At 70.8% G+C, this 25,651-nt stretch carries 28 protein-coding genes; 20 read left to right on the top strand and 8 right to left on the bottom strand.

Annotated elements, in window-relative coordinates; translation table 11 throughout:
• Positions 1 to 21: 21 nt before the first annotated feature.
• The 5 genes from CQ393_RS13730 to otsA all read left to right on the top strand — a co-directional run bounded on the left by CQ393_RS13730 (position 22) and on the right by otsA (position 7,238).
• Positions 22 to 2,457, top strand: a complete 2,436-nt coding sequence (locus CQ393_RS13730) for a TonB-dependent receptor (RefSeq protein ID WP_153192172.1) — start codon at positions 22 to 24, stop codon at positions 2,455 to 2,457.
• A gap of 88 nt (positions 2,458 to 2,545) precedes the next feature.
• Positions 2,546 to 3,217 (top strand): hypothetical protein, encoded by a 672-nt coding sequence (locus CQ393_RS13735; RefSeq protein WP_153192174.1) that lies wholly within the window; start codon positions 2,546 to 2,548, stop codon positions 3,215 to 3,217.
• A 54-nt stretch (positions 3,218 to 3,271) separates the two neighbouring features.
• The gene (gene otsB, locus CQ393_RS13740; protein ID WP_153192176.1) at positions 3,272 to 4,015 is read left to right on the top strand and encodes a trehalose-phosphatase; all 744 of its coding nucleotides are present in this window, start codon (positions 3,272 to 3,274) and stop codon (positions 4,013 to 4,015) included.
• A gap of 77 nt (positions 4,016 to 4,092) precedes the next feature.
• The gene (locus CQ393_RS13745; protein ID WP_153192178.1) at positions 4,093 to 5,874 is read left to right on the top strand and encodes a glycoside hydrolase family 15 protein; all 1,782 of its coding nucleotides are present in this window, start codon (positions 4,093 to 4,095) and stop codon (positions 5,872 to 5,874) included.
• A complete protein-coding gene (gene otsA / locus CQ393_RS13750) occupies positions 5,871 to 7,238 on the top strand; it encodes an alpha,alpha-trehalose-phosphate synthase (UDP-forming) (RefSeq protein ID WP_343199977.1) in 1,368 nt (455 codons plus the stop codon). The genes CQ393_RS13745 and otsA overlap by 4 nt, the downstream gene beginning before the upstream one ends.
• A 117-nt stretch (positions 7,239 to 7,355) precedes the next feature.
• Here the strand turns inward: otsA and CQ393_RS18085 are convergent, their stop codons facing one another.
• The 4 genes from CQ393_RS18085 to rluD are packed head-to-tail and all read right to left on the bottom strand — an operon-like array spanning position 7,356 to position 10,088.
• Positions 7,356 to 7,787, bottom strand: coding sequence for a thiol-disulfide oxidoreductase DCC family protein (locus tag CQ393_RS18085; protein WP_194269674.1), 432 nt, complete (start codon positions 7,785 to 7,787; stop codon positions 7,356 to 7,358).
• The gene (locus CQ393_RS18090; protein WP_343199978.1) at positions 7,771 to 8,322 is read right to left on the bottom strand and encodes a DUF4166 domain-containing protein; all 552 of its coding nucleotides are present in this window, start codon (positions 8,320 to 8,322) and stop codon (positions 7,771 to 7,773) included. The genes CQ393_RS18085 and CQ393_RS18090 overlap by 17 nt, the downstream gene beginning before the upstream one ends.
• Positions 8,319 to 9,101 carry a peptidoglycan editing factor PgeF gene (gene pgeF, locus CQ393_RS13760; protein ID WP_153192180.1) on the bottom strand — a complete coding sequence of 261 codons (783 nt, stop codon included), beginning with the start codon at positions 9,099 to 9,101 and terminating at the stop codon, positions 8,319 to 8,321. Before pgeF ends, CQ393_RS18090 begins: the two co-directional genes overlap by 4 nt.
• Before the next feature lie 3 nt (positions 9,102 to 9,104).
• Positions 9,105 to 10,088, bottom strand: coding sequence for a 23S rRNA pseudouridine(1911/1915/1917) synthase RluD (rluD, locus tag CQ393_RS13765; protein WP_153192182.1), 984 nt, complete (start codon positions 10,086 to 10,088; stop codon positions 9,105 to 9,107).
• Between the two features lie 113 nt (positions 10,089 to 10,201).
• Between rluD and CQ393_RS13770 the strand changes: the two genes are divergently transcribed.
• The gene (locus CQ393_RS13770) at positions 10,202 to 11,086 is read left to right on the top strand and encodes an outer membrane protein assembly factor BamD (RefSeq protein WP_153192184.1); all 885 of its coding nucleotides are present in this window, start codon (positions 10,202 to 10,204) and stop codon (positions 11,084 to 11,086) included.
• Positions 11,087 to 11,270: 184 nt separating this feature from the next.
• Here the strand turns inward: CQ393_RS13770 and CQ393_RS13775 are convergent, their stop codons facing one another.
• From CQ393_RS13775 to CQ393_RS13785, 3 genes are read right to left on the bottom strand one after another with little or no spacing between them, the layout of a single operon-like run.
• Positions 11,271 to 11,594 (bottom strand): EF-hand domain-containing protein, encoded by a 324-nt coding sequence (locus CQ393_RS13775; RefSeq protein ID WP_153192186.1) that lies wholly within the window; start codon positions 11,592 to 11,594, stop codon positions 11,271 to 11,273.
• On the bottom strand, positions 11,591 to 12,865 hold the full coding sequence (gene murA / locus CQ393_RS13780) for a UDP-N-acetylglucosamine 1-carboxyvinyltransferase (protein WP_153192188.1): 1,275 nt from the start codon (positions 12,863 to 12,865) through the stop codon (positions 11,591 to 11,593). The genes CQ393_RS13775 and murA overlap by 4 nt, the downstream gene beginning before the upstream one ends.
• A gap of 33 nt (positions 12,866 to 12,898) precedes the next feature.
• Entirely contained in the window at positions 12,899 to 13,129 is a 231-nt protein-coding gene (locus CQ393_RS13785) for a BolA family protein (RefSeq protein ID WP_055767883.1), read from the bottom strand.
• Between the two features lie 52 nt (positions 13,130 to 13,181).
• Between CQ393_RS13785 and CQ393_RS13790 the strand changes: the two genes are divergently transcribed.
• The 14 genes from CQ393_RS13790 to mgtE all read left to right on the top strand — a co-directional run bounded on the left by CQ393_RS13790 (position 13,182) and on the right by mgtE (position 24,714).
• Positions 13,182 to 14,183, top strand: coding sequence for a KpsF/GutQ family sugar-phosphate isomerase (locus tag CQ393_RS13790; protein ID WP_153192190.1), 1,002 nt, complete (start codon positions 13,182 to 13,184; stop codon positions 14,181 to 14,183).
• 43 nt (positions 14,184 to 14,226) lie between these two features.
• Entirely contained in the window at positions 14,227 to 14,775 is a 549-nt protein-coding gene (locus tag CQ393_RS13795; RefSeq protein WP_153192192.1) for an HAD hydrolase family protein, read from the top strand.
• Complete coding sequence (lptC, locus tag CQ393_RS13800) at positions 14,772 to 15,347, top strand: LPS export ABC transporter periplasmic protein LptC (protein ID WP_153192194.1); 576 nt, start codon at positions 14,772 to 14,774, stop codon at positions 15,345 to 15,347. The genes CQ393_RS13795 and lptC overlap by 4 nt, the downstream gene beginning before the upstream one ends.
• Positions 15,316 to 15,855 carry a lipopolysaccharide transport periplasmic protein LptA gene (gene lptA / locus CQ393_RS13805; RefSeq protein WP_153192196.1) on the top strand — a complete coding sequence of 180 codons (540 nt, stop codon included), beginning with the start codon at positions 15,316 to 15,318 and terminating at the stop codon, positions 15,853 to 15,855. Before lptC ends, lptA begins: the two co-directional genes overlap by 32 nt.
• Positions 15,855 to 16,574: an LPS export ABC transporter ATP-binding protein gene (lptB, locus tag CQ393_RS13810; protein WP_153192200.1), complete on the top strand. Its 720-nt coding sequence runs from the start codon at positions 15,855 to 15,857 to the stop codon at positions 16,572 to 16,574. The genes lptA and lptB overlap by 1 nt, the downstream gene beginning before the upstream one ends.
• Before the next feature lie 42 nt (positions 16,575 to 16,616).
• The gene (locus CQ393_RS13815; RefSeq protein ID WP_153192203.1) at positions 16,617 to 18,035 is read left to right on the top strand and encodes an RNA polymerase factor sigma-54; all 1,419 of its coding nucleotides are present in this window, start codon (positions 16,617 to 16,619) and stop codon (positions 18,033 to 18,035) included.
• Positions 18,036 to 18,092: 57 nt separating this feature from the next.
• Positions 18,093 to 18,407: a ribosome-associated translation inhibitor RaiA gene (gene raiA / locus CQ393_RS13820; protein WP_153192205.1), complete on the top strand. Its 315-nt coding sequence runs from the start codon at positions 18,093 to 18,095 to the stop codon at positions 18,405 to 18,407.
• A 24-nt stretch (positions 18,408 to 18,431) separates the two neighbouring features.
• Positions 18,432 to 18,884: a PTS sugar transporter subunit IIA gene (locus CQ393_RS13825; protein WP_153192207.1), complete on the top strand. Its 453-nt coding sequence runs from the start codon at positions 18,432 to 18,434 to the stop codon at positions 18,882 to 18,884.
• Positions 18,881 to 19,831, top strand: a complete 951-nt coding sequence (hprK, locus tag CQ393_RS13830) for an HPr(Ser) kinase/phosphatase (protein WP_153192209.1) — start codon at positions 18,881 to 18,883, stop codon at positions 19,829 to 19,831. The genes CQ393_RS13825 and hprK overlap by 4 nt, the downstream gene beginning before the upstream one ends.
• The gene (gene rapZ, locus CQ393_RS13835) at positions 19,828 to 20,706 is read left to right on the top strand and encodes an RNase adapter RapZ (protein WP_153192210.1); all 879 of its coding nucleotides are present in this window, start codon (positions 19,828 to 19,830) and stop codon (positions 20,704 to 20,706) included. Before hprK ends, rapZ begins: the two co-directional genes overlap by 4 nt.
• 65 nt (positions 20,707 to 20,771) lie before the next feature.
• Complete coding sequence (locus CQ393_RS13840) at positions 20,772 to 21,164, top strand: PTS fructose IIA subunit family protein (RefSeq protein ID WP_153192212.1); 393 nt, start codon at positions 20,772 to 20,774, stop codon at positions 21,162 to 21,164.
• The gene (locus CQ393_RS13845) at positions 21,157 to 21,426 is read left to right on the top strand and encodes an HPr family phosphocarrier protein (RefSeq protein ID WP_153192214.1); all 270 of its coding nucleotides are present in this window, start codon (positions 21,157 to 21,159) and stop codon (positions 21,424 to 21,426) included. The genes CQ393_RS13840 and CQ393_RS13845 overlap by 8 nt, the downstream gene beginning before the upstream one ends.
• 55 nt (positions 21,427 to 21,481) lie before the next feature.
• The gene (gene ptsP / locus CQ393_RS13850; protein WP_153192216.1) at positions 21,482 to 23,206 is read left to right on the top strand and encodes a phosphoenolpyruvate--protein phosphotransferase; all 1,725 of its coding nucleotides are present in this window, start codon (positions 21,482 to 21,484) and stop codon (positions 23,204 to 23,206) included.
• Between the two features lie 146 nt (positions 23,207 to 23,352).
• Complete coding sequence (mgtE, locus tag CQ393_RS13855) at positions 23,353 to 24,714, top strand: magnesium transporter (RefSeq protein ID WP_153192218.1); 1,362 nt, start codon at positions 23,353 to 23,355, stop codon at positions 24,712 to 24,714.
• Positions 24,715 to 24,768: 54 nt separating this feature from the next.
• On the opposite strand, the gene CQ393_RS13860 is transcribed toward mgtE, so the two are convergent.
• On the bottom strand, positions 24,769 to 25,566 hold the full coding sequence (locus CQ393_RS13860) for a hypothetical protein (RefSeq protein ID WP_153192220.1): 798 nt from the start codon (positions 25,564 to 25,566) through the stop codon (positions 24,769 to 24,771).
• Positions 25,567 to 25,651: the final 85 nt, after the last annotated feature.

A 25,651-nucleotide genomic window follows, 5' to 3' on the forward strand; every position in this document is an offset into this window, starting at 1 on the left:
CGTCATTCCCGGAGTTCCCCCATGGCCCGTATTTCCCCGGCCCCGCTCGCCCTGGCCGTAGCGCTGGCATTGTCCTGGTCCGCCCACGCCCAGCAGGCTCCCGACCAGGCGACCACGCTCGACACCGTGATCGTCACCGGCACCCGCGCCACCGACCGTACCGTGCTCGAATCCACCTCGCCGGTGGACGTGCTCAGCGCCGAGGACATCCGCAAGGCCGGCGTGGTCAACGGCGAACTCGGCAGCGCGCTGCAGGCGCTGCTGCCCTCGTTCAACTTCCCGCGCCAGTCCAACTCCGGCGGCGCCGACCACGTGCGCGCCGCGCAGCTGCGCGGCCTGTCGCCGGACCAGGTGCTGGTGCTGGTCAACGGCAAGCGTCGCCACAACAGCGCGCTGGTCAACACCGACAGCAAGATCGGCAAGGGCACCACGCCGGTGGATTTCAACGCCATCCCGGTCAGCGCGATCAAGCGCATCGAAGTGCTGCGCGACGGCGCCGGCGCGCTGTACGGCTCCGACGCGGTGGCCGGGGTGATCAACGTCATCCTCGACGACGCCCCTCAGGGCGGCGCCATCGAAGCCAGCTTCGGCGCGCACCACACCGACCTGGCGTCGATCAGCCGCACGCTGACCGACGGCCAGACCAGCTACTTCAGCGCCAAGGTCGGCACCGCGCTGAGCGAGGAAGGCGGCTTCCTGCGCGTGGGCCTGGAGCTGAAGAACCGCGAGGCCACCAACCGCGCCGGTTTCGACCAGATCCCGCCGTGGGAGGCGCAGACCCCGGACAACCTGGCGCTGGCCGGCAAGCGCAACTACGCCCTGGGCGATGGCGAAAGCCGCGACCTCAACGCCTGGTTCAACGCCGAGATGCCGTTCGGCGCCACATCCAAGGCCTATGCCTTCGGCACCTACAACCAGCGCGACACCGAGGGCGCCAACTACTTCCGTTACCCCGACGGCGAAGCCAACTGGAAGGAGCTCTACCCGCACGGCTACCGCCCGATCTCCGAGGGCGAGAACCTCGACGTGCAGCTGGTGGCCGGCGCGCGCGGCCAGTGGGGCGACTGGAACTACGACGCCAGCCTCGACCATGGCCGCAACGAATTCACCTATCGCCTGCGCGATTCGCTCAACGCCTCGCTCGGCCCGGCCAGCCCGACCCGCTTCAAGACCGGCGACTACGCCTTCGACCAGACCGTGGCCAACCTCGATGTCGGCCGCATCTTCGTGCGCCAGGACGACAGCCACAGCCTCGGCTTCGGCGTGGAAGCGCGCCGCGAGCGCTACGAGACCGGCGCCGGCGACCCGGCCAGCTATGCCGCCGGCCCCTGGACCGACCGCCCGACCGGCTCGCAGGCCGGCGGCGGCTTGACCCCGCAGGACGAGGCCGACCTGTCGCGCGACGTGTTCAGCGCCTACACCAGCCTGTCCTCGACCTTCGGCGAGAAATTCTCCACCGACGTCGCCGCCCGCTACGAGCATTACCAGGACTTCGGCGGCGAGCTGACCGGCAAGCTCGGCGCGCGCTACGCGTTCGCGCCGGCGTTCGCGCTGCGCGGCGCCATCTCCAACAACTTCCACGCGCCGTCGCTGAGCCAGACCGGTTTCGAATCCACCTCCACCGGCTACACCGCCGGCGGCCAGCTGGTGCAGGGCCGCCTGCTGTCGGTGAACAACCCCATCGCGCGTGCGCTGGGCGCCACCGACCTGAAGCCGGAGAAGTCGGTCAACTACAGCCTGGGCTTCACCAGCCAGATCGGCAGCCACCTGGACCTGTCGCTGGACCTGTTCCAGATCGACATCGACGACCGCATCGCGCTGTCGGAAAGCATCACCGGCGAGGCGCTGACCGACTTCGTGCAGCAGCGCTTCGGCGTGGGCGGCCTGGAGAGCGCGCACTACTTCGTCAACGCCGCCGACACCCGCACCCGTGGCGCCGAGTTCGTCGCCAATTGGCGGCAGACGCTGGCCGGCGGCGACCTGCTGCTCACCGGCACCTGGAGCTATGCCAAGACCGAGCTGAAGAACGTGCTGGCCACGCCGGCGCAGCTGCTGGCGCTGGACCCGGACTACGTGCTGTTCGGCGTGGAGGAAAGCAACACGCTGACCGACGCCGCGCCGCGCACGCGCGCGCAGCTGGCCGCCAGCTGGGCCGACGACCGCTGGTCGCTGAGCAGCCGCCTGAGCCGCCACGGCAGCGCGCGGCGCGTGTTCGATTTCGGCGGCGGCTACATCCCGACCCAGACCTATGCCGCCGAATGGCAGCTGGACGCGGAAGTGGAATACCGCATCACCCCGAAGTGGAGCGTGGCCGTCGGCGGACAGAACCTGACCGACAACTACCCGGACCGCTCCAACGAAGACATCCGCTACTTCGGCAACCTGCCCTACGACGTGCTGTCGCCGATCGGCAGCAACGGCGCGTACTGGTACGGCCGCGTGCGCTACGCGTTCTGACCCGGCGCCGGGCGCGCGCCGCCGCAGTGCGGCGTGTGCTCCCGGCGCGCGCGTGGCACGGTGCCGGCCTCTCCACGAGGACGCCGCCATGACCGACACCGATGCCATCGCCGCCCTGCAACAGCGCCTGTCGCGGCTCGACCGCAGGATCCACTGGCTGGGCGGCGCCTGCGCGCTGCTGTCGTGCGCACTGGCCGCCATGCTGCTCACCGGCGCCCGCGCGCCGGCGGCGAAGACGCTGGACGTGGAGCGGATCAACATCGTCGAGCCCGACGGCAGCGTGCGCCTGGTGATCTCCAACGCCAGCCGTTTCCCGCTGCCGCGGCTGGGCGGCAAGGACTATCCGCGCGCGGTGCAGCCGGCCGGCCTGGTGTTCTACGACGCCAAGGGCGACGAGATGGGCGGGCTGGCGCTGACCGACGTGCAGGCCGGGCGCGTGGCCGCGCTGGCCTTCGACTACCCCAACTACGACGCGCTGGGACTGGTGAGCCGGGTCGATGCCGACAACCGCAGCGCCACGGTCGGCCTGCTCATCAATTCGCACCCGCCGGCCGGCCTGGACGTACTGCAGGCGGCCAAGGTGGTGCAGCGGCGCATCGCCATCCAGAACCAGGACGAGAACGCCGAGATCCTGCTGGCCGATCCGCAGGGCCGCGAGCGCATCCGCCTGCGCGTGGACAACCAGGGCGCGGCGCGCTTCGAGATGCTGGATGCCGACGGCAAGGTGGTTTTCGCCGCGCCACAGGCCGATGCCCGCTAGCGTGGCGATGGCGCGATAACTTCGCGCTCACGTCGCCCATGGCATGGTGGGCGCATGTCAGATGTTTCCCCCAGCCCGCCCCCCGCGCTGGATGCCGCCTGCGCGTTGTTCCTCGACGTGGACGGCACACTGGTCGGCTTCGCCGCGCAGCCCGAGGATGTCCGCCTGCCGCCGCAGGTCCGCGACTGGATCGCCCGCATAGGCGAGCGCCTGCACGGCGCGCTGGCATTGGTCAGCGGCCGCCCGCTCGCCCAGCTCGACCACCTGTTCGCGCCGCTGCGCCTGCCCGCCGCCGGCCTGCACGGCGCGCAGCTGCGGCGCAGCGCCGGCGAAACGCCGCAGCCGGCGGAGACCGCGCAATGGCTGCACGACCTGCACCTGCAGGCGATGCGGTTCGCCCATGCCCACCCCGGCGTGCGCGTGGAAACCAAGGGCCAGGCGCTGGCCCTGCACTGGCGCAACGCGCCGGCAGCGGCGCAGGCGGTCGCGGCCTTCGCCCGCGCGCAGCTGCCGTCGCTGCCGGGCGTGCGCCTGCAACCGGGCAACCATGTGGTGGAGCTGGTTTCGGCCGACCATGACAAGGGCTCGGCGGTGACCGCGCTGATGGGCATGGCGCCGTTCGCCGGGCGCATGCCGGTGTTCGTCGGCGACGACCTCACCGACGAGCACGGCTTCGCCGCGGCGGCGCGGCTGGGCGGCTACGGAATCCTGGTCGGCGACCGCGGCGGCAGCCAGGCGCGCTACCGCCTGGACGACGTGGCCGCGATGCACGACTGGCTGCGCGCGGGCGCGGCATGACAGCGGCGCCGCATCGCCGGCGCGCCACCGGATCCACGACGGGAGGCGCGGACCTCCCCTGCAACAAGGAGGAAACGATGCTTCGGGCAGATCTCGACATGGGCGTCATCGGCAACGGCAGCTTCGGCGCCCTGGTCGACCGCCATGCGCGCGTGGTGTGGGGTTGCCTGCCGTCCTTCGACGGCGACCCGTCGTTCTGCGCGCTGCTGTCGCCGCGCGCGCACGAAGGCGGCGACTTCGCCATCGAGCTGGAGGACTACGCCGGCAGCGAGCAGCACTACATCACCAACACCGCGATCCTGCGCACGGTGCTGCGCGACAGCCGCGGCGGGCAGGTGGAAGTGATCGACTTCGCCCCGCGCTGGCGCCGCAACGGCCGCTTCTACCGCCCGCCCAGCATCATCCGCCGCATCCGCCCGCTGAGCGGCAGCCCGCGCATCCGCGTGCTGGCGCGGCCGCTGGCCGACTGGGGCGCGCGCGCGCCCGAAACCACCTGGGGCAGCAACCACCTGCGCTGGCTGCTGCCGGGCTTCACCCTGCGCCTGACCACCGACGTGCCGGTGCGCTTCGTGCGCGAAGGCCTGCCCTTCGTGCTGGCGCACCCGATGGAACTGGTGCTGGGCGTGGACGAGACGCTGGACTGCCCGCTGGCCAGCTACGCGCAGGAGGCGCAGCAGCGCACCGAGGACTACTGGCGCGAATGGGTGCGTTACCTGTCCATCCCGCTGGAATGGCAGGACGCGGTGATACGCAGCGCCATCACCCTGAAGCTGTGCCAGTACGAGGACAGCGGCGCGATCATCGCGGCGATGACCACCTCCATCCCCGAGGCGCCCGGCAGCGCGCGCAACTGGGACTACCGCTACTGCTGGCTGCGCGATGCCGCCTTCGTGGTGCGCGCGCTCAACCGCCTGGGTGCGACCAAGTCGATGGAGGACTTCCTGCGCTACATCTTCAACCTGGCCACCAGCGACGGCAGCCTGCAGCCGCTGTACGGCATCGGCATGGAGGAACAACTGGACGAGCACGAGGTGCAATCGCTGTCCGGCTACCGCGGCATGGGTCCGGTGCGGCGCGGCAACCTGGCCTGGCTGCAGCAGCAGCACGACGTCTACGGCTCGGTGGTGCTGGCCTCGACCCAGCTGTTCTTCGACCAGCGCCTGAAGGACCCCGGCGACGTGCACACCTTCGCCCGGCTGGAGCCGCTGGGCGAGCGCGCCTATGCCCTGCACGACGTGCCCGACGCCGGCCTGTGGGAATTCCGCGGGCGCACCGCGGTGCATACCTACACCGCGGCGATGTGCTGGGCCGCCTGCGACCGCCTGGCCAAGATCGCCGGCCGGCTCGGCCTGGCCGAACGCGCCGGGCTGTGGCGCGAGCGCGCCGACGCCATCCGCGGGCGGGTGCTGGCGCACAGCTGGAACGCGCGGCAGGGGCATTTCACCGACACGTTCGACGGCACCCACCTGGACGCCTCGCTGCTGCTGCTCGCCGACATCGGCTTCATCGACGCCGACGACCCGCGCTACGTCGCCACGGTCGAGGCCATCGGCCAGGGGCTGCGGCGCGGCGACGCGCTGTTCCGCTACATCGCCCCGGACGACTTCGGCGCGCCGGAAACCAGCTTCACCATCTGCACGTTCTGGTACATCGACGCGCTGGCCGCCATCGGCCGCCTCGACGAGGCGCGCGCGCTGTTCGAAAGCGTGCTGGCGCGGCGCAACCACCTCGGCCTGCTGTCCGAGGACCTGGCCTTCAGCGACGGCGAGCAGTGGGGCAACTTCCCGCAGACCTACTCGCACGTGGGCCTGATCACCGCGGCGATGCGGCTGTCGCGCAGCTGGCAGGAGGCCTCGTGAGCCGCCTGGTGGTTGTCTCCAATCGCGTGGCGCTGCCCGGCGAGAACCGCGCCGGCGGCCTGGCCGTGGGCCTGCTGGCGGCGCTGAAGGAACGCGGCGGGCTGTGGTTCGGCTGGAGCGGGCGCAGCGTGGCCGGCGCCAGCGGGCAGCTGCACGAACAGAGCGAAGGCGCCATCCGCTACGTCACCATGGACCTGTCGCGGACCGACCTGGACAACTACTACAACGGTTTCTCCAACCGCGCGTTGTGGCCGCTGCTGCACTTCCGCCTGGACCTGGTGGACTACGACCGCGGCAAGCGCGAGGGCTACTGGCGGGTCAACACGCTGTTCGCCGACCGGCTCGCGCCGCTGCTGCGCGAGGACGACACCGTGTGGATCCACGATTACCACCTGATCCCGCTGGCGGCGCTGCTGCGCGAGCGCGGCGTCGGCTGCCGCATCGGCTTCTTCCTGCACGTGCCGGTGCCCTCGGCCGACCTGGTGCAGGCGCTGCCCGAGCACCGCTCGCTGTTCTCGGCGCTGTACGCCTGCGACCTGCTCGGCTTCCAGACCCGGCGCGACGTGGACCGCTTCCATTCGTGGGTACGCCTGTTCGGCGGCGGCCGCATCGGCGGCGACGGCTGGATCGAAGCGCCCGGGGGCCGCCGCGTGCGCACCGCCGCGTTCCCGATCGGCATCGATACCGCGCATATCGCGCGGCAGGCGCGCGCGGCCACCGGCAACAGCGCGGTGCGCGCGCTGCGGCAGAGCCTGCAGCACCGCAAGCTGGCCATCGGCGTGGACCGGCTGGACTACTCCAAGGGCCTGCCCGAGCGCTTCCACGGCTTCGAGCGCTACCTCCAGCGCTACCCGCAGCAGAAGGGCAGCATGACCTTCCTGCAGATCGCGCCGGTCTCGCGCGGCAGCGTGACCGAGTACCGCACGCTGCGCGGCGAACTGGAACAGCTGGCCGGGCACATCAACGGCGGCCACGCCGAGGCCGACTGGACGCCGCTGCGCTACGTCAACCAGAACTACGCGCACAGCACCCTCACCGGTTTCTACCGCGAGGCGTCGGTGGGCCTGGTCACGCCGCTGCGCGACGGCATGAACCTGGTCGCCAAGGAGTACGTCGCCTCGCAGGACCCGGACGATCCCGGCGTGCTGGTGCTGTCGCTGCTGGCCGGCGCGGCCGACGAACTGAAACAGGCGCTGCTGGTCAACCCGCACGACCTGGACGGCGTGGCGGACGCCATCGCCACCGCGGCGAACATGCCGCGCGCCGAACGCATCGAACGCTGGCGGGCGATGATGGACCACCTGCGCGAACACGACATCAACCGCTGGCGGCGCGACTACCTGCAGGCGCTGGAAGGCGGCTGAGCGCCCCGGAAAACGGATGCCCGTAGGAGCGGCTTCAGCCGCGAATGCTTTCCGAACGTGCCCAGCAAAGAGCATTCGCGGCTGAAGCCGCTCCTACATTCCGCTGCCGTCTTCTGCCTAGTCCAGGAAACGGACCGCCTGTGCCGGCGTGGGCAGGTAACAGGCGTCGTGGCGCCCGAACCAGCGGTAGCGGTTGCGCGCCAGCCAGCGGTAGCCGCGGTCGCGCAACGGCCGCGGCAGCAGCCGCGCCAGCAGGGCCAGCTTCCAGAGGCCGCCCAGCCCGGCCAGCACGCGCACGATGGCGTCGGTGTCGGTATGGGCGCGGCCCCGCTCGACCAGCAGGAACGACAGCGGATCGTCCGGATCGAGCCCGTGCGCGGCCAGCAGGGCGCGTCCATGCACGGCCTGCATCGCCGCGAAACGGTAGCGGCCGCGGCGGTCGAAACGCAGCAGGAAACGCACCCAGCGGCTGCACAGCGCGCAGACGCCGTCGAACACGATCACCGCCTCGCCCGGCGGCTGGCAACCGTCATCAGCCGTCCCGTGCATGCTCTTCCCCGGGCAGCAACCAGCCTTCGTAGCGGATGAACGGGCCGGCCAGCGGCAGCGCCACATCCACCCGGAATTCGTAGCGGCCGGCATGCTCGCGTTCGCGGCAACGCACCTGCGCGAACCAGCTGGCCGGCAGCGGCACGATGCCGAAGGCCCAGGCCCGCTCGGCCCGCCAGTGGATTTCGCCGTCCACGGCGTCCAGCGCGAAACTGAAACGCAGCGCGCCCAGCCGCTCGAACAGGCGCTCTCCGCGCTGCCACAGGCGCGATTCCATGCGCGCATCGCCGAAACGGCGGTTCCAGCGCTCGTCGGCGACATCGACCACGAACTCGACCGTCACCGGTACCTCGTCCGCGCCTGGCGGCAGCCGCGCCAGCCAGGCGCAGGGCGCCACCAGCCAGTGGCGGCCGCGGCGCACGCTCCCCTGCCCGCGCCAGACCTGCCGCCGCGGCACCGAATGCAGCGCCCGCAGCAACGGCGGCAGCTGCCCGAACGCCGGACCCAGCACGCGCCCGAACAACGGGACGGTCACGGCGCCATCCACACCAGCGTCGCCATGCGCCCGCTGCGGCGGTCGCGGCGGTGCGAGAACCAGCGCGCCGGGTCGGCGATGGTGCACTGGTCGCCACCGTGGATGTCGGCCGGCTGCATGCCGGCCGCCCGCAGCCGTTGCCGCGCCAGTGCGTACAGGTCCACGCGCCAGTGCCCCGGCCGGGTGGCGACGAACGCCGCTTCGGCTTCGGCCGAATGCGCGAGGAAGGCCTCGCGCACGTCGGCGCCGATCTCGTAATGTGCCGGCCCGGCGGCCGGGCCGAGCCATGCCATCACCCCGCGCGCCGGCGTGCGCATCGCCGCCAGCGTCGCTTCCAGCATGCCGTCGGCCAGCCCGCGCCAGCCGGCGTGGGCGGCGGCCACCTCGCGGCCGTCGCGGGCGGCGAACACCACCGGCAGGCAATCGGCGGTGAGGATGGCCAGCACCACGCCGGGCACCGAGGTCACCGCCGCGTCGGCGACGGGTTCGGCATCCACGCCCTGCGCCGCGGGCGGCACCTCGAAGCGCAACACGCCGGTGCCGTGCACCTGGCGCAGCCAGTGCGGCGCCGACGGCAGGCCGGCCAGCCGCTGCAGGTCGTCGCGGTTGCGCTGCACCTGCAGCGGGTCGTCGCCCTCGGCCGAGGTGCGGTTGCCCAGGTTGAAGCTGTCGAACGGCGGCCGCGAACCGCCCGCGCCCTGCCGCAGCGTGGTGAAGGCATGCACGCCCGGCGGCGCCGGCCAAGCGGCCGGCAGCAGCGGGAGCCTGTCGGCCACCATGGCTCAGCGCCGCTCGCGTTCGGCGGAGAGCTGCGAATCCTCGCGCAGCGCCTTCATCAGCGCCAGCATGTCGGCCGGCACCGGCGCGCTGTTGCGGATCGCCTCGCCGGTGATCGGATGCATGAATTCCAGCGTCTCGGCGTGCAGCGCCTGGCGCCTGAAGCCACGCAGCTGCGAAACCAGTTCGTCGGTGGCGCCCTTGGGCAGCTTCAGCGCGCCGCCGTACAGCGGGTCGCCGATGATCGGGTGCTTCAGGTGCGCCATGTGCACGCGGATCTGGTGGGTGCGGCCGGTTTCCAGCCGGCACTCCAGCGCGGTGTGGGCGCGGAAGCGCTCGCGCAGGCGGTAGTGGGTGACGGCGTCGCGGCCGTCCTCGCGCACGGCCATGCGCAGGCGGTCGCGCGGGTGGCGGTCGATCGGCGCGTCGGCGGTGCCGCCGGACACCAGCGCGCCGCTCACCACCGCCAGGTACTGGCGGTGCACCTCGCGCGCGGACAACTGCTCGACCAGCGCGGTCTGCGCCTGCAGGCTGCGGGCCACGACCATCACGCCGCTGGTGTCCTTGTCCAGCCGGTGGACCACGCCGGCGCGCGGCACCGACGCCAGCGACGGGTCGCGGAACAGCAGGGCGTTGACCAGGGTGCCGGTGGGGTTGCCGGCGCCCGGGTGGACCACCAGCCCGGCCGGCTTGTCGATCACGAAGACGTGCTCGTCCTCGTACAGCACCGACAGCGGGATGTCCTCCGGCTGGGCGTCGGTCTCGGTCTCCAGCGTCGCATTCAGGGTGGCCAGCTCGCCGCCGCGCACCGGGTCGCGGCCGCGCACCGGGGAACCGTCGAGCAGGACCGCCCCGGACTTGATCCATTCGCTCAGGCGGGAACGGGAGAATTCGGGGAACAGCTCGGCCAGCACGGCGTCGAAACGGCGGCCGGCGGCGGCATCGGGCACCCGCGCCTGGCGGGAAGGAAGGGAAGCGTTGTCGGACATGGCAGGGGCCAGAGGAAGGAATTCGGGAGGTCCCGGCGACGGGAGTCAGTCGCAGGACAGGCCACTAGGCTATCATCGCCCCTTCGTATTCCTGCCGCGTCCCGCCCCGACCCATGATCCGACGCTCCCCGTTGTTGTCCGCGCCCGTCCGCATCACCGCCCTGCTGCTGGTCCTGGTCTTCGCCGCCACAGGCTGCCATCGCGGCACCAAGGGCAAGAACGCGGACGAAGGCATGCCGGTCGAACAGCTCTACGAAAAGAGCCACAAGCTGATGGAAGGCGGCAACTGGTCCGGCGCCGAGAACAGCTTCAAGCGGCTGATCGCCCAGTACCCGTACGGCCCGTACACCGAGCAGGCGATGATCGAAAGCGCCTACGCCCAGTACAAGGCCGGCAAGAACGACGACGCGGTCTCCAGCATCGACCGTTTCATCCGCACCTACCCGACCCACCGCAACATCGCCTACCTGTACTACCTGCGCGGGCTGGCCAACGGCAACAGCGACACCGTGTTCCTGCGCCGGGTGTGGTCGCTGGATTCCAGCCGCCGCGACCTGTCCACGCCGCGCCAGGCCTACGCCGACTTCAACATCGTCACCGAGCGCTACCCCAACAGCCGCTACGCCGCCGACGCGCGCCAGCGCATGATCGAGCTGCGCGACGTGTTCGCCCAGCACGAGATGGACAACGCCCTGTACTACGCCCGCCGCGGCGCCTGGGTCTCGGCCGCCGGCCGCGCCACCTACCTGCTGGAAACTTACCCGCAGAGCGCCTTCCAGAACGACGCGGTGGCCCTGCTCGGCGAGGCCTACACCCACCTGGGCAACAAGACCCTGGCCGACGACGCCCGCCGCGTGCTGGAACTGAACGAGGCCGACCACCCGTGGCTGCGCGGCGACTGGCCGAAGTATCCGTGGATGGTGCGCAAGCTCAACCCGTTCGCCGGCGAGAAGTCCGCCGCCACCGGCCAGCGCAACGCGCAGATGAACCGCCGGTAATCCCTACCCGCCAGGCCGGATCCAAGCACGACGCCCCGCAAGGGGCGTCTTGCGTTTCGGAGGGATGGTGTGTGCGCGAAGCGCTCCTGCCCCCTGTTCGTCGTAGGAGCGGCTTCAGCCGCGATGGGGCCTTCGCCGGGAAAGCCCCATCGCGGCTGAAGCCGCTCCTACCGGGTACCGGCCGTTACGGCTTGGTGGATTCGGCCGCGTCGTCGGCCTTGAACACCGTCCTGCAGTCGCGGCGGAATTCCTCGCCGCTGCGGCGCCAGACGAAGCTGCGGCAGTGGCGGTTGCCTTCCACGGTGTCGGCCACCTTCACCGCGTAGAAGGACTGGAAGAACTCGTCGCGGCTGACCTGGCCGTCGCCGTTCCAGTCCATCTGCTCCTTTTCCACGCCGCGGGTGATGGCGATGCCGGCGTACCAGGCCCAGCCCAGCCAGCCCAGCGCCAGCAGCACCAGGACCAGCAGCGCGCGGCGGCGCGGGGTGAACCTGCCGCGCAGGATCATGCGCTCACCCGGCGGATGCGCGCGCCGAGCGCACCGAGCTTCTCCTCGATGTTCTCGTAGCCGCGGTCCAGGTGGTAGATGCGGTCGATGGTGGTGTCGCCCTCGGCCACCAGCCCGGCCAGGATCAGGCTGGCCGACGCGCGCAGGTCGGTGGCCATCACCGGCGCCCCGCTCAGGCGCTCGACGCCGCGGCAGATGGCGGTATGGCCTTCGATCTGGATGTCCGCGCCCAGGCGCAGCAGTTCGTTGACGTGCATGAAGCGGTTTTCGAAGATCGTCTCGTTGATCACGCCCACGCCCTCGGCCACGCAGTTGAGCGCCATGAACTGCGCCTGCATGTCGGTGGGGAACGCCGGGTACGGCGCGGTGGTCAGGTTGACCGCCTTGGGCCGCCTGCCCTGCATGTCCAGGGTGATGCTGTCCTGCGTGGTCTCGATCTTCGCGCCGGCCTCGATCAGCTTGGACAGCACCGCGTCCAGCGTGTCCGGGCGCGCGTTGCGCGCGGTGACGCGGCCGCCGGTCATCGCCGCGGCGACCAGGAAGGTACCGGTCTCGATGCGGTCGGGCAGCACCGCGTGGCGGCCGCCGTCCAGGCGCTCGACGCCCTCGATCACCAGCCGCGCGGTGCCCAGGCCCTCGATCTTCGCGCCCAGCGCGATCAGGCAGTGCGCCAGGTCGGTGACTTCCGGCTCCATCGCCGCGTTCTCGAGCACGGTGGTGCCTTCGGCCAGCACCGCGGCCATCAGCACGTTCTCGGTGCCGGTCACGCTGACCATGTCAAAGGTGAAGCGGCCGCCCTTCAGGCGGTCGGCGCGGGCCTTGATGAAGCCGTTCTCGACGGTGATCTCCGCGCCCAGCGCCTGCAGGCCCTTGATGTGCTGGTCCACCGGGCGCGAACCGATCGCACAGCCGCCGGGCAGCGACACTTCCGCCGCGCCGTACCTGGCCAGCAGCGGGCCGAGCACCAGGATCGAGGCGCGCATGGTCTTGACCAGCTCGTACGGCGCCACGTGCTGGTTGACGCTGCGCGGGTCGACCACGATCGCGCTGCCGCGCGAGAGCGTGCCCTGGTCGATGGTGACCTTGGCGCCCAGTTCGCCGAGCAGCTTCACCGTGGTGATCACGTCGTGCAGGTGCGGCACGTTGGTGATCTCCACCGGCGCATCGGCCAGCAGGGTCGCGCAGAGGATGGGCAGGACGGCGTTCTTGGCGCCGGAGACATTCACTTCACCGTTCAGCGCGTTGCCGCCGGTGACCACGATTTTCGCCATGTGTGTGAGGCCAGTAGGTGGGAGGGGGCCGGCTCAGCCGGCTTCGCCGGGAGTGACGGTTTTCAGGGCCAGCGCGTGGATCGCGCCGCCCATCAGGTCGCCCAGCGTCGCATAGACCATGCGGTGCCGGGCCAGCGGCAACTTGCCGGCGAAGGCCTCGCAGACCACGGTGGCCTCGAAGTGCACGCCGTCCTCACCCTGCACCTCGGCGCGGGCGCCGGGGAGGCCGGCTTCGATCAGGTTCTGGATGGTCTCGGCGTCCAAGTCGCTTTCCTAATAAAATGAACGCCCATTCTACTCTCCGAGTGGCGCCCGCATGGCTGCTTCCCCCCCTTCGCTGGACTCGCTGCACGACGCCGACCTGGTCGCCAGCGGCCGCCGCGTGTTCGAGATCGAGCGCGCCGAACTGGAGCGGACCGGCGGCCGCATCGGCGCCGAATTCGCCGCCGCCTGCCGGCTGATCCTGGGCTCGCGCGGCCGCGTGGTCGCTACCGGCATGGGCAAGTCCGGGCACATCGCGCGCAAGATCGCCGCCACCCTGGCCTCCACCGGCACCCCGGCGTTCTACGTGCACCCGGGCGAGGCCGGCCACGGCGACTTGGGCATGATCACCGAGGACGACGTGGTGCTGGCGCTGTCCTATTCCGGCGAGTCGGACGAGGTGCTGATGCTGCTGCCGGTGCTCAAGCGCCAGGGCAACCCGCTGATCGCCATGACCGGCCGGCCGCGCTCCAGCCTGGCCGGCGCCGCGGACGTCCACCTGGACGTGAACGTGGACCACGAGGCCTGCCCGCTGGCGCTGGCGCCGACCTCCAGCACCACCACCTCGCTGGCCATGGGCGACGCGCTGGCGGTGGCGCTGCTGGACGCGCGCGGCTTCACCGCCGACGACTTCGCGCGCTCGCACCCGGCCGGCAGCCTCGGCCGCCGCCTGCTGCTGCACATCACCGACGTGATGCACAGCGGCGCCGACCTGCCCAGCGTGCGCGAGGACGCCAGCCTCAGCGAGGCGCTGATGGAGATGAGCCGCAAGCGCCTGGGCATGACCGCCGTGGTCGACGCCGGCGGCCGCCTGGTGGGCCTGTTCACCGACGGCGACCTGCGCCGCGCCCTGGACACCGACCTGGACGTGCGCACCGCCGGCATCGCCCAGGTGATGACCCGCGCGCCGCGCACCATCGGCGCCGACCAGCTGGCGGTGGAGGCCGCGCGCCTGCTGGAACAGCACAAGATCAACGGCCTGATCGTCGTCGACGGCGACGGCCGCGCGGTCGGCGCCCTGAACATTCATGACCTGTTGCGGGCAAAAGTGGTTTAAAAGCCCGCACAATCATGCCCTTGCCGCAATGGATCGCCCGCTGATGCCCTGGACTCCCCTCGCCCGCTTCCCCGCCGAACTGCACGCCGTCGCCGCCGGCATCCGGCTGGCGTGCTTCGACGTGGACGGGACGCTGACCGACGGGCGGCTGTTCTACGACCACGCCGGCAACGAGAGCAAGGCGTTCTTCGTGCAGGACGGACTGGGCCTGAAGCTGCTGCAGAAGCACGGCATCCACCCGGTGCTGATCACCGCGCGCAACAGCCTGTCGGCGCAGCGGCGCGGCGCCGACCTGGGCATCGACACGCAGATCGCCGTCGGCGACAAGCTGGCCAGCGTGCGCGCGCTGTGCGAGCGCTTCGGCATCGGCCTGGAGCAGGTGGCGTTCATGGGCGACGACCTGCCCGACCTGGCGCCGCTGTGCGCGGTCGGGCTGGCGGTGGCACCGGCCAACGCGCATCCGCTGGTCGCCGGGCGCGTGCACTGGCAGACCCGTGCCGATGGCGGCCGCGGCGCCGCGCGCGAGCTGTGCGACGTGCTGCTGGCCGCGCAGGGCAGGCTCGAGGCGGCCGTGGCGGAGTTCGCGCGATGAACTGGCGCATGGTCATCGGCGGCGGCCTGCTGCTGGCGGCGCTGGCCAGCGGCTGGTCGGCATGGCGGCACCGCGAAACGAAGGCGCCGTCCGGCGCCTCGCAGGTACGCGCCGATTACGTGCTGGGCGAGTTCGAGATCGTCACCCTGGGCAAGGACGGCAAGGAGGCGGCCACGCTGCGCGCACCGTCCATGGAGCGCAACGCCGCCGACCAGACCTCGACCATCGCCCGCCCGGTGTTCCTGCTGCCCGACGCCGAAGGCCGACACTGGCAGCTGCAGGCCGATACCGGCTGGGTCAGCGCCAAGGGCGAGGAACTGCGCCTGCGCGGCAACGTCGCCGGCGACAGCCCGCAGGACGGCAGCACCCCGCCGACGACCTTCCGTACCACCGCGCTGGACGTCTTCCCAGAACGCAACCTGGCCCGCACCGCCGAGCGCGTCACCCTGACCCGCCCGGGCCTGGAGCAGACCGGCGTCGGCTTCGAGGCCCAGCTCAAATCCCGGCAATACTCCCTTCTTTCCCAGGTCAAGACCCGTTATGAACCCACTGCTGCCCGCCAGGCCCGCTAAGCTCGCGCTGCCCGTCCTGCTCGCCGCCGCGCTCGTTCCCGGCGTGGTCGCGGCGAAGGAATCCGACCGCACCCAGCCCATGAACATCGATGCCAACCACAGCGAGGGCAACCTGGCCGGCGGCAACGGCAAGTACCGCTTCAACGGCAACGTGGTCATCACCCAGGGCACGCTGGAGATCCACGCCGACACCGCCGACGTGATCCAGAAGAACGGCGAGACCGAGCGCGTCGTGCTCACCGGCAAGCAGGCCACGCTCAAGCAGCAGATGGACGACGGCACCTGGATGAACGCCCGCGCCGACAACCTCGACTACAACGTCAACAGCGAGGTGATCGTGTTGACCGGCAACTACAAGGTCGATTCCGAACGCGGCTCCAACGCCGGCCAGCGCATGGTCTACAACACCCGCAGCGGCGACATGCAGAGCGGCGGCGACGGCACCCGCGTGCGCACCGTGATCCAGCCCAAGAACAAGGCGCCGGCCGCGGCGGGAGAGAAGAAGTAATGCTCGTCGCCGAAGGCCTGCGCAAGCGCTACAAGAACCGCGAGGTCGTGCGCGAGTTCGGCCTGACCCTGGACGCCGGCGAAGTGGTCGGCCTGCTCGGCCCCAACGGCGCCGGCAAGACCACCTGCTTCTACATGATCGTCGGCCTGGTCGAGAGCGACGCCGGCCGCATCGTGCTGGATGGCCGCGACATCACCGGCGAACCGATGTACGCGCGCGCCAAGCTCGGCGTCGGCTACCTGCCGCAGGAACCGTCGGTGTTCCGCAAGCTCAGCGTGGCCGACAACATCCGCCTGGTGCTGGAACTGCGCGAGGACCTGGATGCCGACGGCCGCGAACGCGAACTGTCGGCGCTGCTGGACGAACTGCAGATCGGCCACGTCGCCGACCAGGCCGGCGCCAGCCTGTCCGGCGGCGAGCGCCGCCGCTGCGAGATCGCCCGCGCGCTGGCCGCCAGGCCACGCCTGATCCTGCTCGACGAACCCTTCGCCGGCGTCGACCCGATCTCGGTCGGCGAGATCCAGCGCATCGTCACCCATCTCAAGCAGCGCGGGATCGGCGTGCTGATCACCGACCACAACGTGCGCGAGACCTTGGGAATCTGCGACCGCGCGTATATCCTCAACGAAGGCAGCGTGCTGGCGCAGGGGGCACCGGAGGAACTGCTGTCCAACACCGACGTCCGCCGTGTCTACCTTGGAGACAGCTTCACGCTCTGATCCGGCCGCGGCAGGTCGCCCTCCCTTCTGCCTGGAACCGGGATGAAAGCACGGCTGCAGACATCGCTTGGACAGCAGCTGGTCATGACGCCGCAGCTGCGCCAGGCCATCCGCCTGCTGCAGATGTCCAGCACGGAACTGGAGCTGGAACTGGTCGAGGCGGTGGAGAGCAATCCACTGCTGGAATGGGCCGAAGAGGCCGCGCCGGGCGAGCCGGCCGGCGAACAGGCCGACGCCCCGGCAACGGCCGACACCGGCGACAACCACGGCGGCGACGGCGCCGAATGGCCCGGCGAAGGCGAGCAGTGGAGCGGCGGCCAAGGGGGCTCGTTCGACGACAACGACGGCGACGCCGGCGAACGCATCGCCGAGATCGACACCCTCGCCGACCACCTGCTGTGGCAGCTGCACCTGTCCCACCTCAGCGCGCGCGACCGCGCCATCGGCGTCGCCCTGATCGACGCGCTGGACGAGGACGGCTACCTGCGCGAACCGCTGCCGGCCATCGCCGAGGCGCTGCGCCCGGACATCGTCGCCGGCGAGGACGAGATCCTCACCGTGCTGCACCAGATCCAGCGCTTCGATCCGCCCGGCGTCGGCGCCTGCACCCTGGGCGAATGCCTGTCGCTGCAACTGGATGCGCTGCCCGCGACCACGCCGGGCCTGTGCCTGGCGCGGCGGATCGCCGAAGGCCCGCTGGAACGCCTGCCGCGCGCCGGCATTCCCGGCATCGCCGCCGAACTGCGGCAGCCGGTCGAGGCCGTCGAGGAGGCCGTGCAGCTGCTGCGCACGCTGGACCCGCGCCCGGGCCGGCAGCTGGGCGAGGTGTCCACGGACACCTACATCGTCCCCGATTGCGTGGTCTGGCGCCAGCGCGGCGTCTGGAAGGCCGCCCTCGCCGGCCACGCCGGCCCGCGCGTGGTGATCCACCGCGGTTACGAGCAGCTGATCCGCCGCTGCGGCGACGCCGACGCCAGCTACCTGCGTGGCCAGCTGCAGGAAGCGCGCTGGCTGCTCAAGGGCCTGGAGGCCCGCGGCGAGACCCTGCTGCGCGTGGTCAACAGCCTGCTGCACCACCAGGCCGGGTTCCTCGAGTTCGGCGCGCAGGCGCTGCGTCCGCTGACCCTGCGCGAGATCGCCGCCGAGCTGGACCTGCACGAATCCACCATCTCCCGCACCATCGCCCGCAAGCACGTGCGCACGCCGCGCGGCACCCTGCCGCTGCGCGCGTTCTTCGCCTCGGGCATCGATACCGACGGCGGCGGCGAGGCCTCCAGCACCGCGATCCAGTCGATGATCCGGCGCCTGATCGAGGCCGAGAACCCACGCAAACCGCTTTCTGACGCCAAGCTGGCCGACATGCTCAAGAGCAGCGGAATACCGGTGGCGCGCCGCACCGTGGCGAAGTATCGTGAAGCCATGAACATCTCCGCCTCCCACGAACGCGTACGTCTTGTCTGAAACGCTCGCGGCCGGCGGCAGGGTTCATTGGCAACCCCGAACCACAGGAGGCATCCGATGCGTATCGAAACGTTTGGCAAAGACGTGGAAGTCACCCCCGCCCTGAAGGAGTACGTGGAAACCAAACTGCAACGGCTGGGCAAGCACTTCGACCAGCACTGCGAAGTCAGGGTGACCCTGTCGCTGCAGAAGAACGAACACCACGTCGATGCCAGCGCCAACCTTCCCGGCCAGACCCTGCACGCCGAGGCCGGCGGCCAGACCATGTACGCGGCGATCGACCTGCTGGCCGACAAGCTGGACCGGCTGGTGATCAAGTACAAGGAAAAGCATCTGCCCCACGCCTCCCATGCACTGCGCGACAATGGCTGACATCCGCCACCGTCCGTTGCAGTCATGCCCTTGAACGACCTGATGGCGGCCGTGAGTACCCGGGTACTCGCGGCCGCCGACCGCGACAGCGCCCTGCGCGCCGCCGCCGGCCTGCTCGCCTGCCGCGAAGCCGGCGCCGAAAGCATCTTCCGCAGCCTGCGCGACAGGGAGAGCGTCGGCAGCACCGCCATCGGCCATGGCATCGCGATCCCGCACGGCCGCTCCCCGACCCTGCAACGCCCGCGCGGCGCCTTCCTGCGGCTGCTGCAGCCCATCGATTTCGGCGGCCCCGAGCCGGTCGACCTGGTCTTCGCGATGGCCGTGCCCGAGCACTACACCCACCAGCACCTGATGCTGCTGTCCGAACTGGCGGAGATCTTCTCCGACGCGCACGTCCGCGACGCCCTGCGCGCGGCCGGCGACGGCAGCGCGCTCAAGCAGATCCTCGACCATCCGCAGCGGATCCGACCCTCATGAACACCCGCATCACCGCGCGCGAGCTGTTCGACCAGCAGCGCGAGAAACTGGACCTGCGCTGGGCCGCGGGCCAGGCCGGCGGCAACCGCGAGCTGGATGCCGGCGACACCGTCGCCCGGCGCCCGTCGTTGGCCGGCTACCTCAACACCATCTACCCGAACAAGGTGCAGATCCTCGGCACCGAGGAACTGTCCTGGCTGGATTCGCTGGATTCGCGCCAGCGCTGGGAAGTGATCGAACGCATCATCCAGGCCCGCCCGCTGGCCCTGGTCATCACCAAGAGCCACGGCTGCCCGGAAGACCTGCGTGCGGCCGCCGACGAATCGCAGACCCCGCTGTGGGTGTCGCCGCGGCGCGGCCACGAACTGCTCAACCACCTGTCCTACCACCTGGCGCGCACGCTGGCGCCGCGGATCATCCTGCATGGCGTGTTCATGGAGATCTACTCCATCGGCGTGCTGATCACCGGCGAGGCCGGTTCGGGCAAGAGCGAGCTGGCGCTGGAGCTGCTCAGCCGCGGCCACCGGCTGGTGGCCGACGACGCCCCCGAATTCACCCAGATCGCCCCGGACGTGCTCGACGGCACCTGCCCGGAACTGCTGCAGGACCTGCTGGAAGTGCGCGGGCTGGGCGTGCTCAACGTGCGCCAGATGTTCGGTGACACGTCTGTAAAGAAGAACAAGTACCTTCGGCTCATCGTCCACCTGACCAAACCGATGACCGAACCCGGCAGCTACGGCTACGAACGCCTGACCGGCGACTCCGGCAAGCGCCACGTGCTCGACCTGGACGTGCCGCTGATCACCCTGCCGGTGATGCCCGGCCGCAACCTGGCGGTGCTGACCGAGGCCGCCACGCGCCTGCACATCCTGCGCACCAAGGGCATCGACCCGGCGGCGATGTTCATCGCCCGCCACAGCAATCTGCTGGAGCAACGCAACCCATGAACGCCGCGCCCTCCCCGGTGCTGGTCATCGTCAGCGGCCTGTCCGGTTCGGGCAAGTCGGTGGCCTTGAAGACCTTCGAGGACCTGGACTACTACTGTTCGGACAACATCCCGGTGAACCTGCTGCCGGAGTTCGTGCGCGGCGTGCTCGGCGAGCGCAACGAGGGCCGCCCGCAGCGCATGGCGCTGGGCATCGACGTGCGCGGCCGCAGCGACCTGAGCCAGCTCGGCCAGTGGCGGCAGAGCGCCCGCGACCACGACATCGACGCGACCCTGCTGTTCTTCGAGGCCGACGACGACACCCTGCTGGCGCGGTTCGCCGACACGCGGCGGCGCCATCCGCTCAGCCAGCTGGGCCTGTCCCTGCCCGAGGCCATCGTCCGCGAGCGCGAACTGACCGCGCCGCTGCGCCACGAGGCCGACGCCATCATCGACACCAGCCGCCTCAACGTGCACCAGCTGCGGCGCAAGCTGATCACCGACTATGCGCTCGGCCACGGCGGCGGCCTGTCGCTGCTGTTCGAATCCTTCGCCTACAAGCGCGGCGTGCCGGCCGAGGCCGACTTCGTGTTCGACGCGCGGGTGCTGCCCAACCCGCACTGGGACCCGGAACTGCGCCCGCTGACCGGCCGCGACCGCCAGGTGCGCGAGCACCTCGACGCCCAGCCCGAAGTGGCCCGCTACGTCGCCCAGCTCGAAGACCTGCTCGACACCTGGCTGCCGAAGCTGGGCAGCGAGACGCGCAGCTACGTCACCATCGCCTTCGGCTGCACCGGCGGCAAGCACCGCTCGGTCTACCTGGCCGAACGCATGGCCCGGCACGCCCGCGCGCAGGGCTGGCCGGACGTGGCCACGTTCCATCGGGAACAGGACTGAATGGCACGCAGAAGACACGATCCGGGCGCTATCGCGGACTGCGCCTGACCTGTTAACGTTCGGCAATGACCTGCGGCATCCTTCTCGTGACCCATCCCGGCGTCGGCTCTTCCCTGCTGGAAGTGGCCACGCGCCTGCTGCGCCAGCTTCCACTGAAGGCCGAGGCCTTCGAGGTGCCGTTCGATGCGGACCTGGACGCGCAGCTGCCGCTGGCCTCGGCGGCCATGCGGCGGGTGGAGGGCGAAGGCGGCGTGCTGGTGCTGACCGATCTGTACGGCGCCAGCCCGAGCAACCTGGCCGCGCGCCTGGCACGGCTGGGAACGCCGGTGCGGCGGGTGTCGGCGCTGAGCCTGCCGATGCTGCTGCGGGTGATGAACTATCCGGAACAGGGACTGGAGCAACTGCCCGCGACCGCCGCGGCAGGCGCCCGCAATGGAGCCATCATCGACGATGCTTGAACGCGAACTCACCGTATCCAACCGCCTGGGCCTGCACGCCCGCGCGACCGCCAAGCTGGTGCAGCTGCTGTCCGGCTTCCGCGCCAATGCCACGCTGGTGGCCAAGGGCCGCGAGGTCAACGCCAAGAGCATCATGGGCGTGATGCTGCTGGCCGCCGGCCAGGGCACGCCGGTCACGGTGCGGGTACAGGGCGAGGACGAGACCGAGGCGATGGCGGCGGTCGTGGACCTGTTCGAGCGCCGTTTCGACGAGGACAGCTGATGGCGCCGGACACAGCGCCGCCGCCTGCACGCACCGCGCCCGGAGGCGCGGTGGCATGACGGCGCTGCGCCTGCACGGCCATGGCGCCTCCCGCGGCAGCGCGCTCGGCCGCGCCCGCGTGCGCCTGCCGCACGCGCAGGAAGTAACCGAAAAACGCATCGCCGCCCATGCGGTCGACGCGGAACTGCAGCGCCTGCACCAGGCCATCGAGTCGGCCCGCGCGGAAATGCGCGAACTGCGCCAGCGCCTGCAGGGCGCGCTGCCGGCCGAGGTCGGCGAATTCCTCGACCTGCACGCCATGCTGCTGGACGACCCCGAGCTGCTGGCGGCGCTGGACGAACGCATCCGCAGCCACCGCTACAGCGCGGCCTACGCCCTGCGGGCGCAGCGCGACCTGCTGGCCAAGGTGTTCGAGGGCATGGAGGACGACTACCTGCGCAGCCGCCTGGACGACCTGGACCACGTCATCGGCCGCATCAACGCGTTCCTGCACAAGCGCCCGGCCGGCATGAAGGGCCTGGCCGGCGAGATCCTGGTGTGCGAGAACGTCGCGCCCTCGGAACTGGCGCAGCTGCAGTCGCAGGGCGTGGTCGGCATCGTCACCAGCGCCGGCAGCCCGCTGTCGCACAGCGCCATCCTCGCCCGCAGCCTGCACCTGCCGCTGGTGGTCGGCGCCAGCGGCGTGCTGCACCGGATCAACGACGGCGACGTGCTGATCGTGGACGGCGGCAGCGGCGAGGTGGTGCTGGAACCGGCCGCCGACGACCTGCGCCAGTACCGCCAGCGCCTGCGCGAACTGGCGCGCGAGCAGCGCGAGCTCGGCCACCTGCGTTCCAAGCCGACCCGCACCGTGGACGGCGTGGACATCACCCTGCTGGCCAATGCCGAATCGCGCGAGGACGTGGCGCGCGCGCATGCGCTGGGCGCGCACGGGCTGGGCCTGTACCGCACCGAATTCCTGTTCCTGCAGCGCAACGGCCTGCCGGACGAGGAAGAACAGTTCCACCACTACCGCGACGCCGTGCTCGGCATGAGCGGGCGGCCGGTCACCATCCGCATCCTCGACCTGGGCGCGGACAAGGCCGACCGCAGCGGGCTGGTGCTGGGCCGCGAGGAGAACCCGGCGCTGGGCCTGCGCGGCATCCGCCTGCTGCTGGCCCATCCCAGGGTCGCCGACACCCAGCTGCGCGCGCTGCTGCGCGCGTCCGGCTACGGTCCGGTGCGCATCCTGGTGCCGATGGTCAGCACCCGCGAGGAAATCCTCGCGCTCAAGCGCCGCACGGTGCGGCTGGCGGCAACGCTGCGCGAGGAAGGCCATGCCCTGGCCGACCACGTGCCGGTCGGCGCGATGATCGAAGTGCCTGCCGCGGCCATCGCGCTACCGACCTTCATCGACCAGGTGGACTTCCTGTCCGTCGGCACCAACGACCTGGTGCAGTACCTGCTGGCGGCCGACCGCAACAACGAGGCGGTGGGCGAACTGTATTCGCCGCTGCACCCGGCGGTGCTGCAGTTGCTGGCGCAGGTGATCGAGACCGCGCGCGCGCACGGCACGCCGCTGTCGGTCTGCGGCGAAATCGCCGGCGATGCGCGCATGACGCCGCTGCTGCTGGCCCTGGGCCTGGCGGAGTTCAGCCTGCACCCAGCCACGCTGCTGGAAGTGCGCCGCGCAATCCGCGACTGCGACCATGGCCGGCTGCGCGCCGGCGCCGGCAAGCTGCTGCAGGCGCGCGACCGCCGCGGCATCGAGCGCTGGCTGGCAGGTGTGGGCGCACCGTAGAAACACACGCCTCTGCACGCAAGGCGCCCACCGGCGCATTCGTGCCGTACAAGGGTGTGCACCGAAACATGGGCGCGTGATAATGACGCGCCCGACACGTCCCTTGCCGCATCCTGCATCGCGGCCCTCCCCTGCCCGGAGCCCCGATGGCCGACCCCGTACGCCACGACAAGACCGCACGCCAGCTGCGCATGCTTTCCGACGCGCTGGACAGCGGCCGCCTGGGACCGGTGCGGCGACTGGTCAACACGCTGGCGCCGGCGGAGATCGGCAACCTGCTCGAATCGCTGCCGCCGGGCAAGCGCGAAGTGGTGTGGGGCCTGGTCGACCAGGAAGACGACGGCGAGGTGCTGGTCCACGTCGGCGAGGAAGTGCGCGAAAGCCTGCTGGCCGACATGGACCCGGACGAGATCATCGCCGCGGTCGAAGACCTGGACATCGACGACCTGGCCGACCTGGTCGAGGACCTGCCTGACACGGTCATCGACGAGGTCCTCAAGTCGATGGACCGCGAGAACCGCGAGCGTCTGGAACAGGTGCTGTCCTATCCGGAGGACACCGCCGGGCGCCTGATGAACCCGGACGTGGTCACCGTGCGCGCCGACGTCAACATCGACGTGGTGCTGCGCTACCTGCGGCTGCGCGGCGAACTGCCCGACCACACCGACTACCTGTACGTGGTCAGCCGCCGCCACCAGTACCTGGGCCGCGTCTCGCTGGCCTCGCTGGTCACCCACGAGGACAGCACCCCGATCAACCGCCTGGTCGACGACGAACAGCCCGCCATCGACGTGGGCGAGAACGCCGACGAGGTCGCGCGGCAGTTCTCCGACCACGACTGGGTGTCGGCGCCGGTGGTGGATGACAACAACATCCTGATCGGGCGCATCACCATCGACGACGTGGTGGACATCATCCGCGCCCAGGCCGAGCACCAGGCGCTGGGCGCCGCCGGCCTGGACGAGGACGAGGATCTGTTCAGCCCGGTCTGGCGCGCGATGCGCCGGCGCCTGGTGTGGCTGTTCGTCAACCTGTGCACGGCCTTCGTCGCCGCCAACGTGGTCGGCCAGTTCGAAGGCACCATCGACAAGCTGGTGGCGCTGGCGGTGCTGATGCCGATGGTCGCCGGCCTCGGCGGCAACGCCGGTACGCAGGTGCTGGCGCTGATGGTGCGCGGCCTGGCGCTGGGCCAGGTCGGCGCCTCCAACGTGAAGGCGCTGCTGTGGAAGGAACTGCGCGTGGCCCTGCTCAACGGCCTGCTGATGGGCGCGGTGCTGGGGCTGATCGTGCTGGTGTGGTTCCACAACCCCGGGCTGTCGCTGGTGATCTTCGTCGCCCTGACCTGCAACCTGCTGCTGGCCGCGTCGGCCGGCGTGCTGATCCCCATGACGCTCAAGCGGCTGGGGTTCGATCCGGCGCTGGCCAGCGGCATCTTCCTGACCGCCATCACCGACTCGATGGGTTTCTTCACCTTCCTCGGGCTGGCGACCCTGGTGCTGCTGCGCTGAGCGCCGCGCGCCGGAACCGCATGCGGTTCCGGCGCAGCATGCCCGGTTTTCCGGTCAGAAGCTGGCGCGCACGCCCAGGCGGTAGAAGCGCACGTCCTCGTAGAACTCCGCCTCGCCCACCAGGCCCCATTCCGGGGTGAAGCGGTACTGGAGGCCGACATTGCCGACCATCGAATGGTCGACCAGCAGGTTGTCGTCCACCCGCAGGTAACCAGCCTTCGACCACAGCTCCAGGTTCCGCGCCGGCCGGGCACGGATGCCCAGCATCAGCTTGCCGGCGTACAGATGATCGCGGCCGCTGATGTCGTCCTGCGGGTATTCGCCGTCGCGGTAGTCCAGCTGCGCCCCCAGCCGCAGCAGCGACAGCTCGCTGATGAAATCCGCGCGCGGGGACAGGGAAAGGCTCGCGCCAAGGCCGATCTCGGCCTGGTCGATGGCGACCTCCAGCTGCTGGGCGCCCATGTTCCAGTCCCGGGAAACCCGGTCGTAGCCGCCGAAGACGTAGAGGCCTTCGGCTACCGCCACCGAGCCGCGCGCATAACCGCCGTTGCCGTGCTCGCCGGCGTCGTACAGGTCCACGTCCAGCCGGGCCACGCCGGCCTCGACCCACGTATAGCCCGGCCCTTCGGTCTTTTCGCGCCTGACCGCGGGCGCCTGCGACCAGGACTGCCGTACGGGAGATTGTGCGGCATCGGCCGGCATGGCGACGCCGCCGCCGTCCGCCTGCGCGGCGGCCTGCGCCGCCTTCTGCCGCTCCCACCACGGCGCGCGCTGCGCCTGCGCATCCTGCATCGCGGCCATCGCCATCAGTACAGCGACACTGGCGCAGGCGGCCCTGACTTCCTTCTTCATGCGTTCACTTCCTGTGTGGACCGATGCCCGGACGGGCGGCGGCGATTCTAGCCGAAGCCGCGTCTCCGGCCGCGGCCGAGCCGAC

Origin of the sequence: Stenotrophomonas sp. MYb238, assembly GCF_009496535.1 — a bacterium.
In the GTDB taxonomy this organism is placed as follows: Bacteria; Pseudomonadota; Gammaproteobacteria; order Xanthomonadales; family Xanthomonadaceae; genus Stenotrophomonas.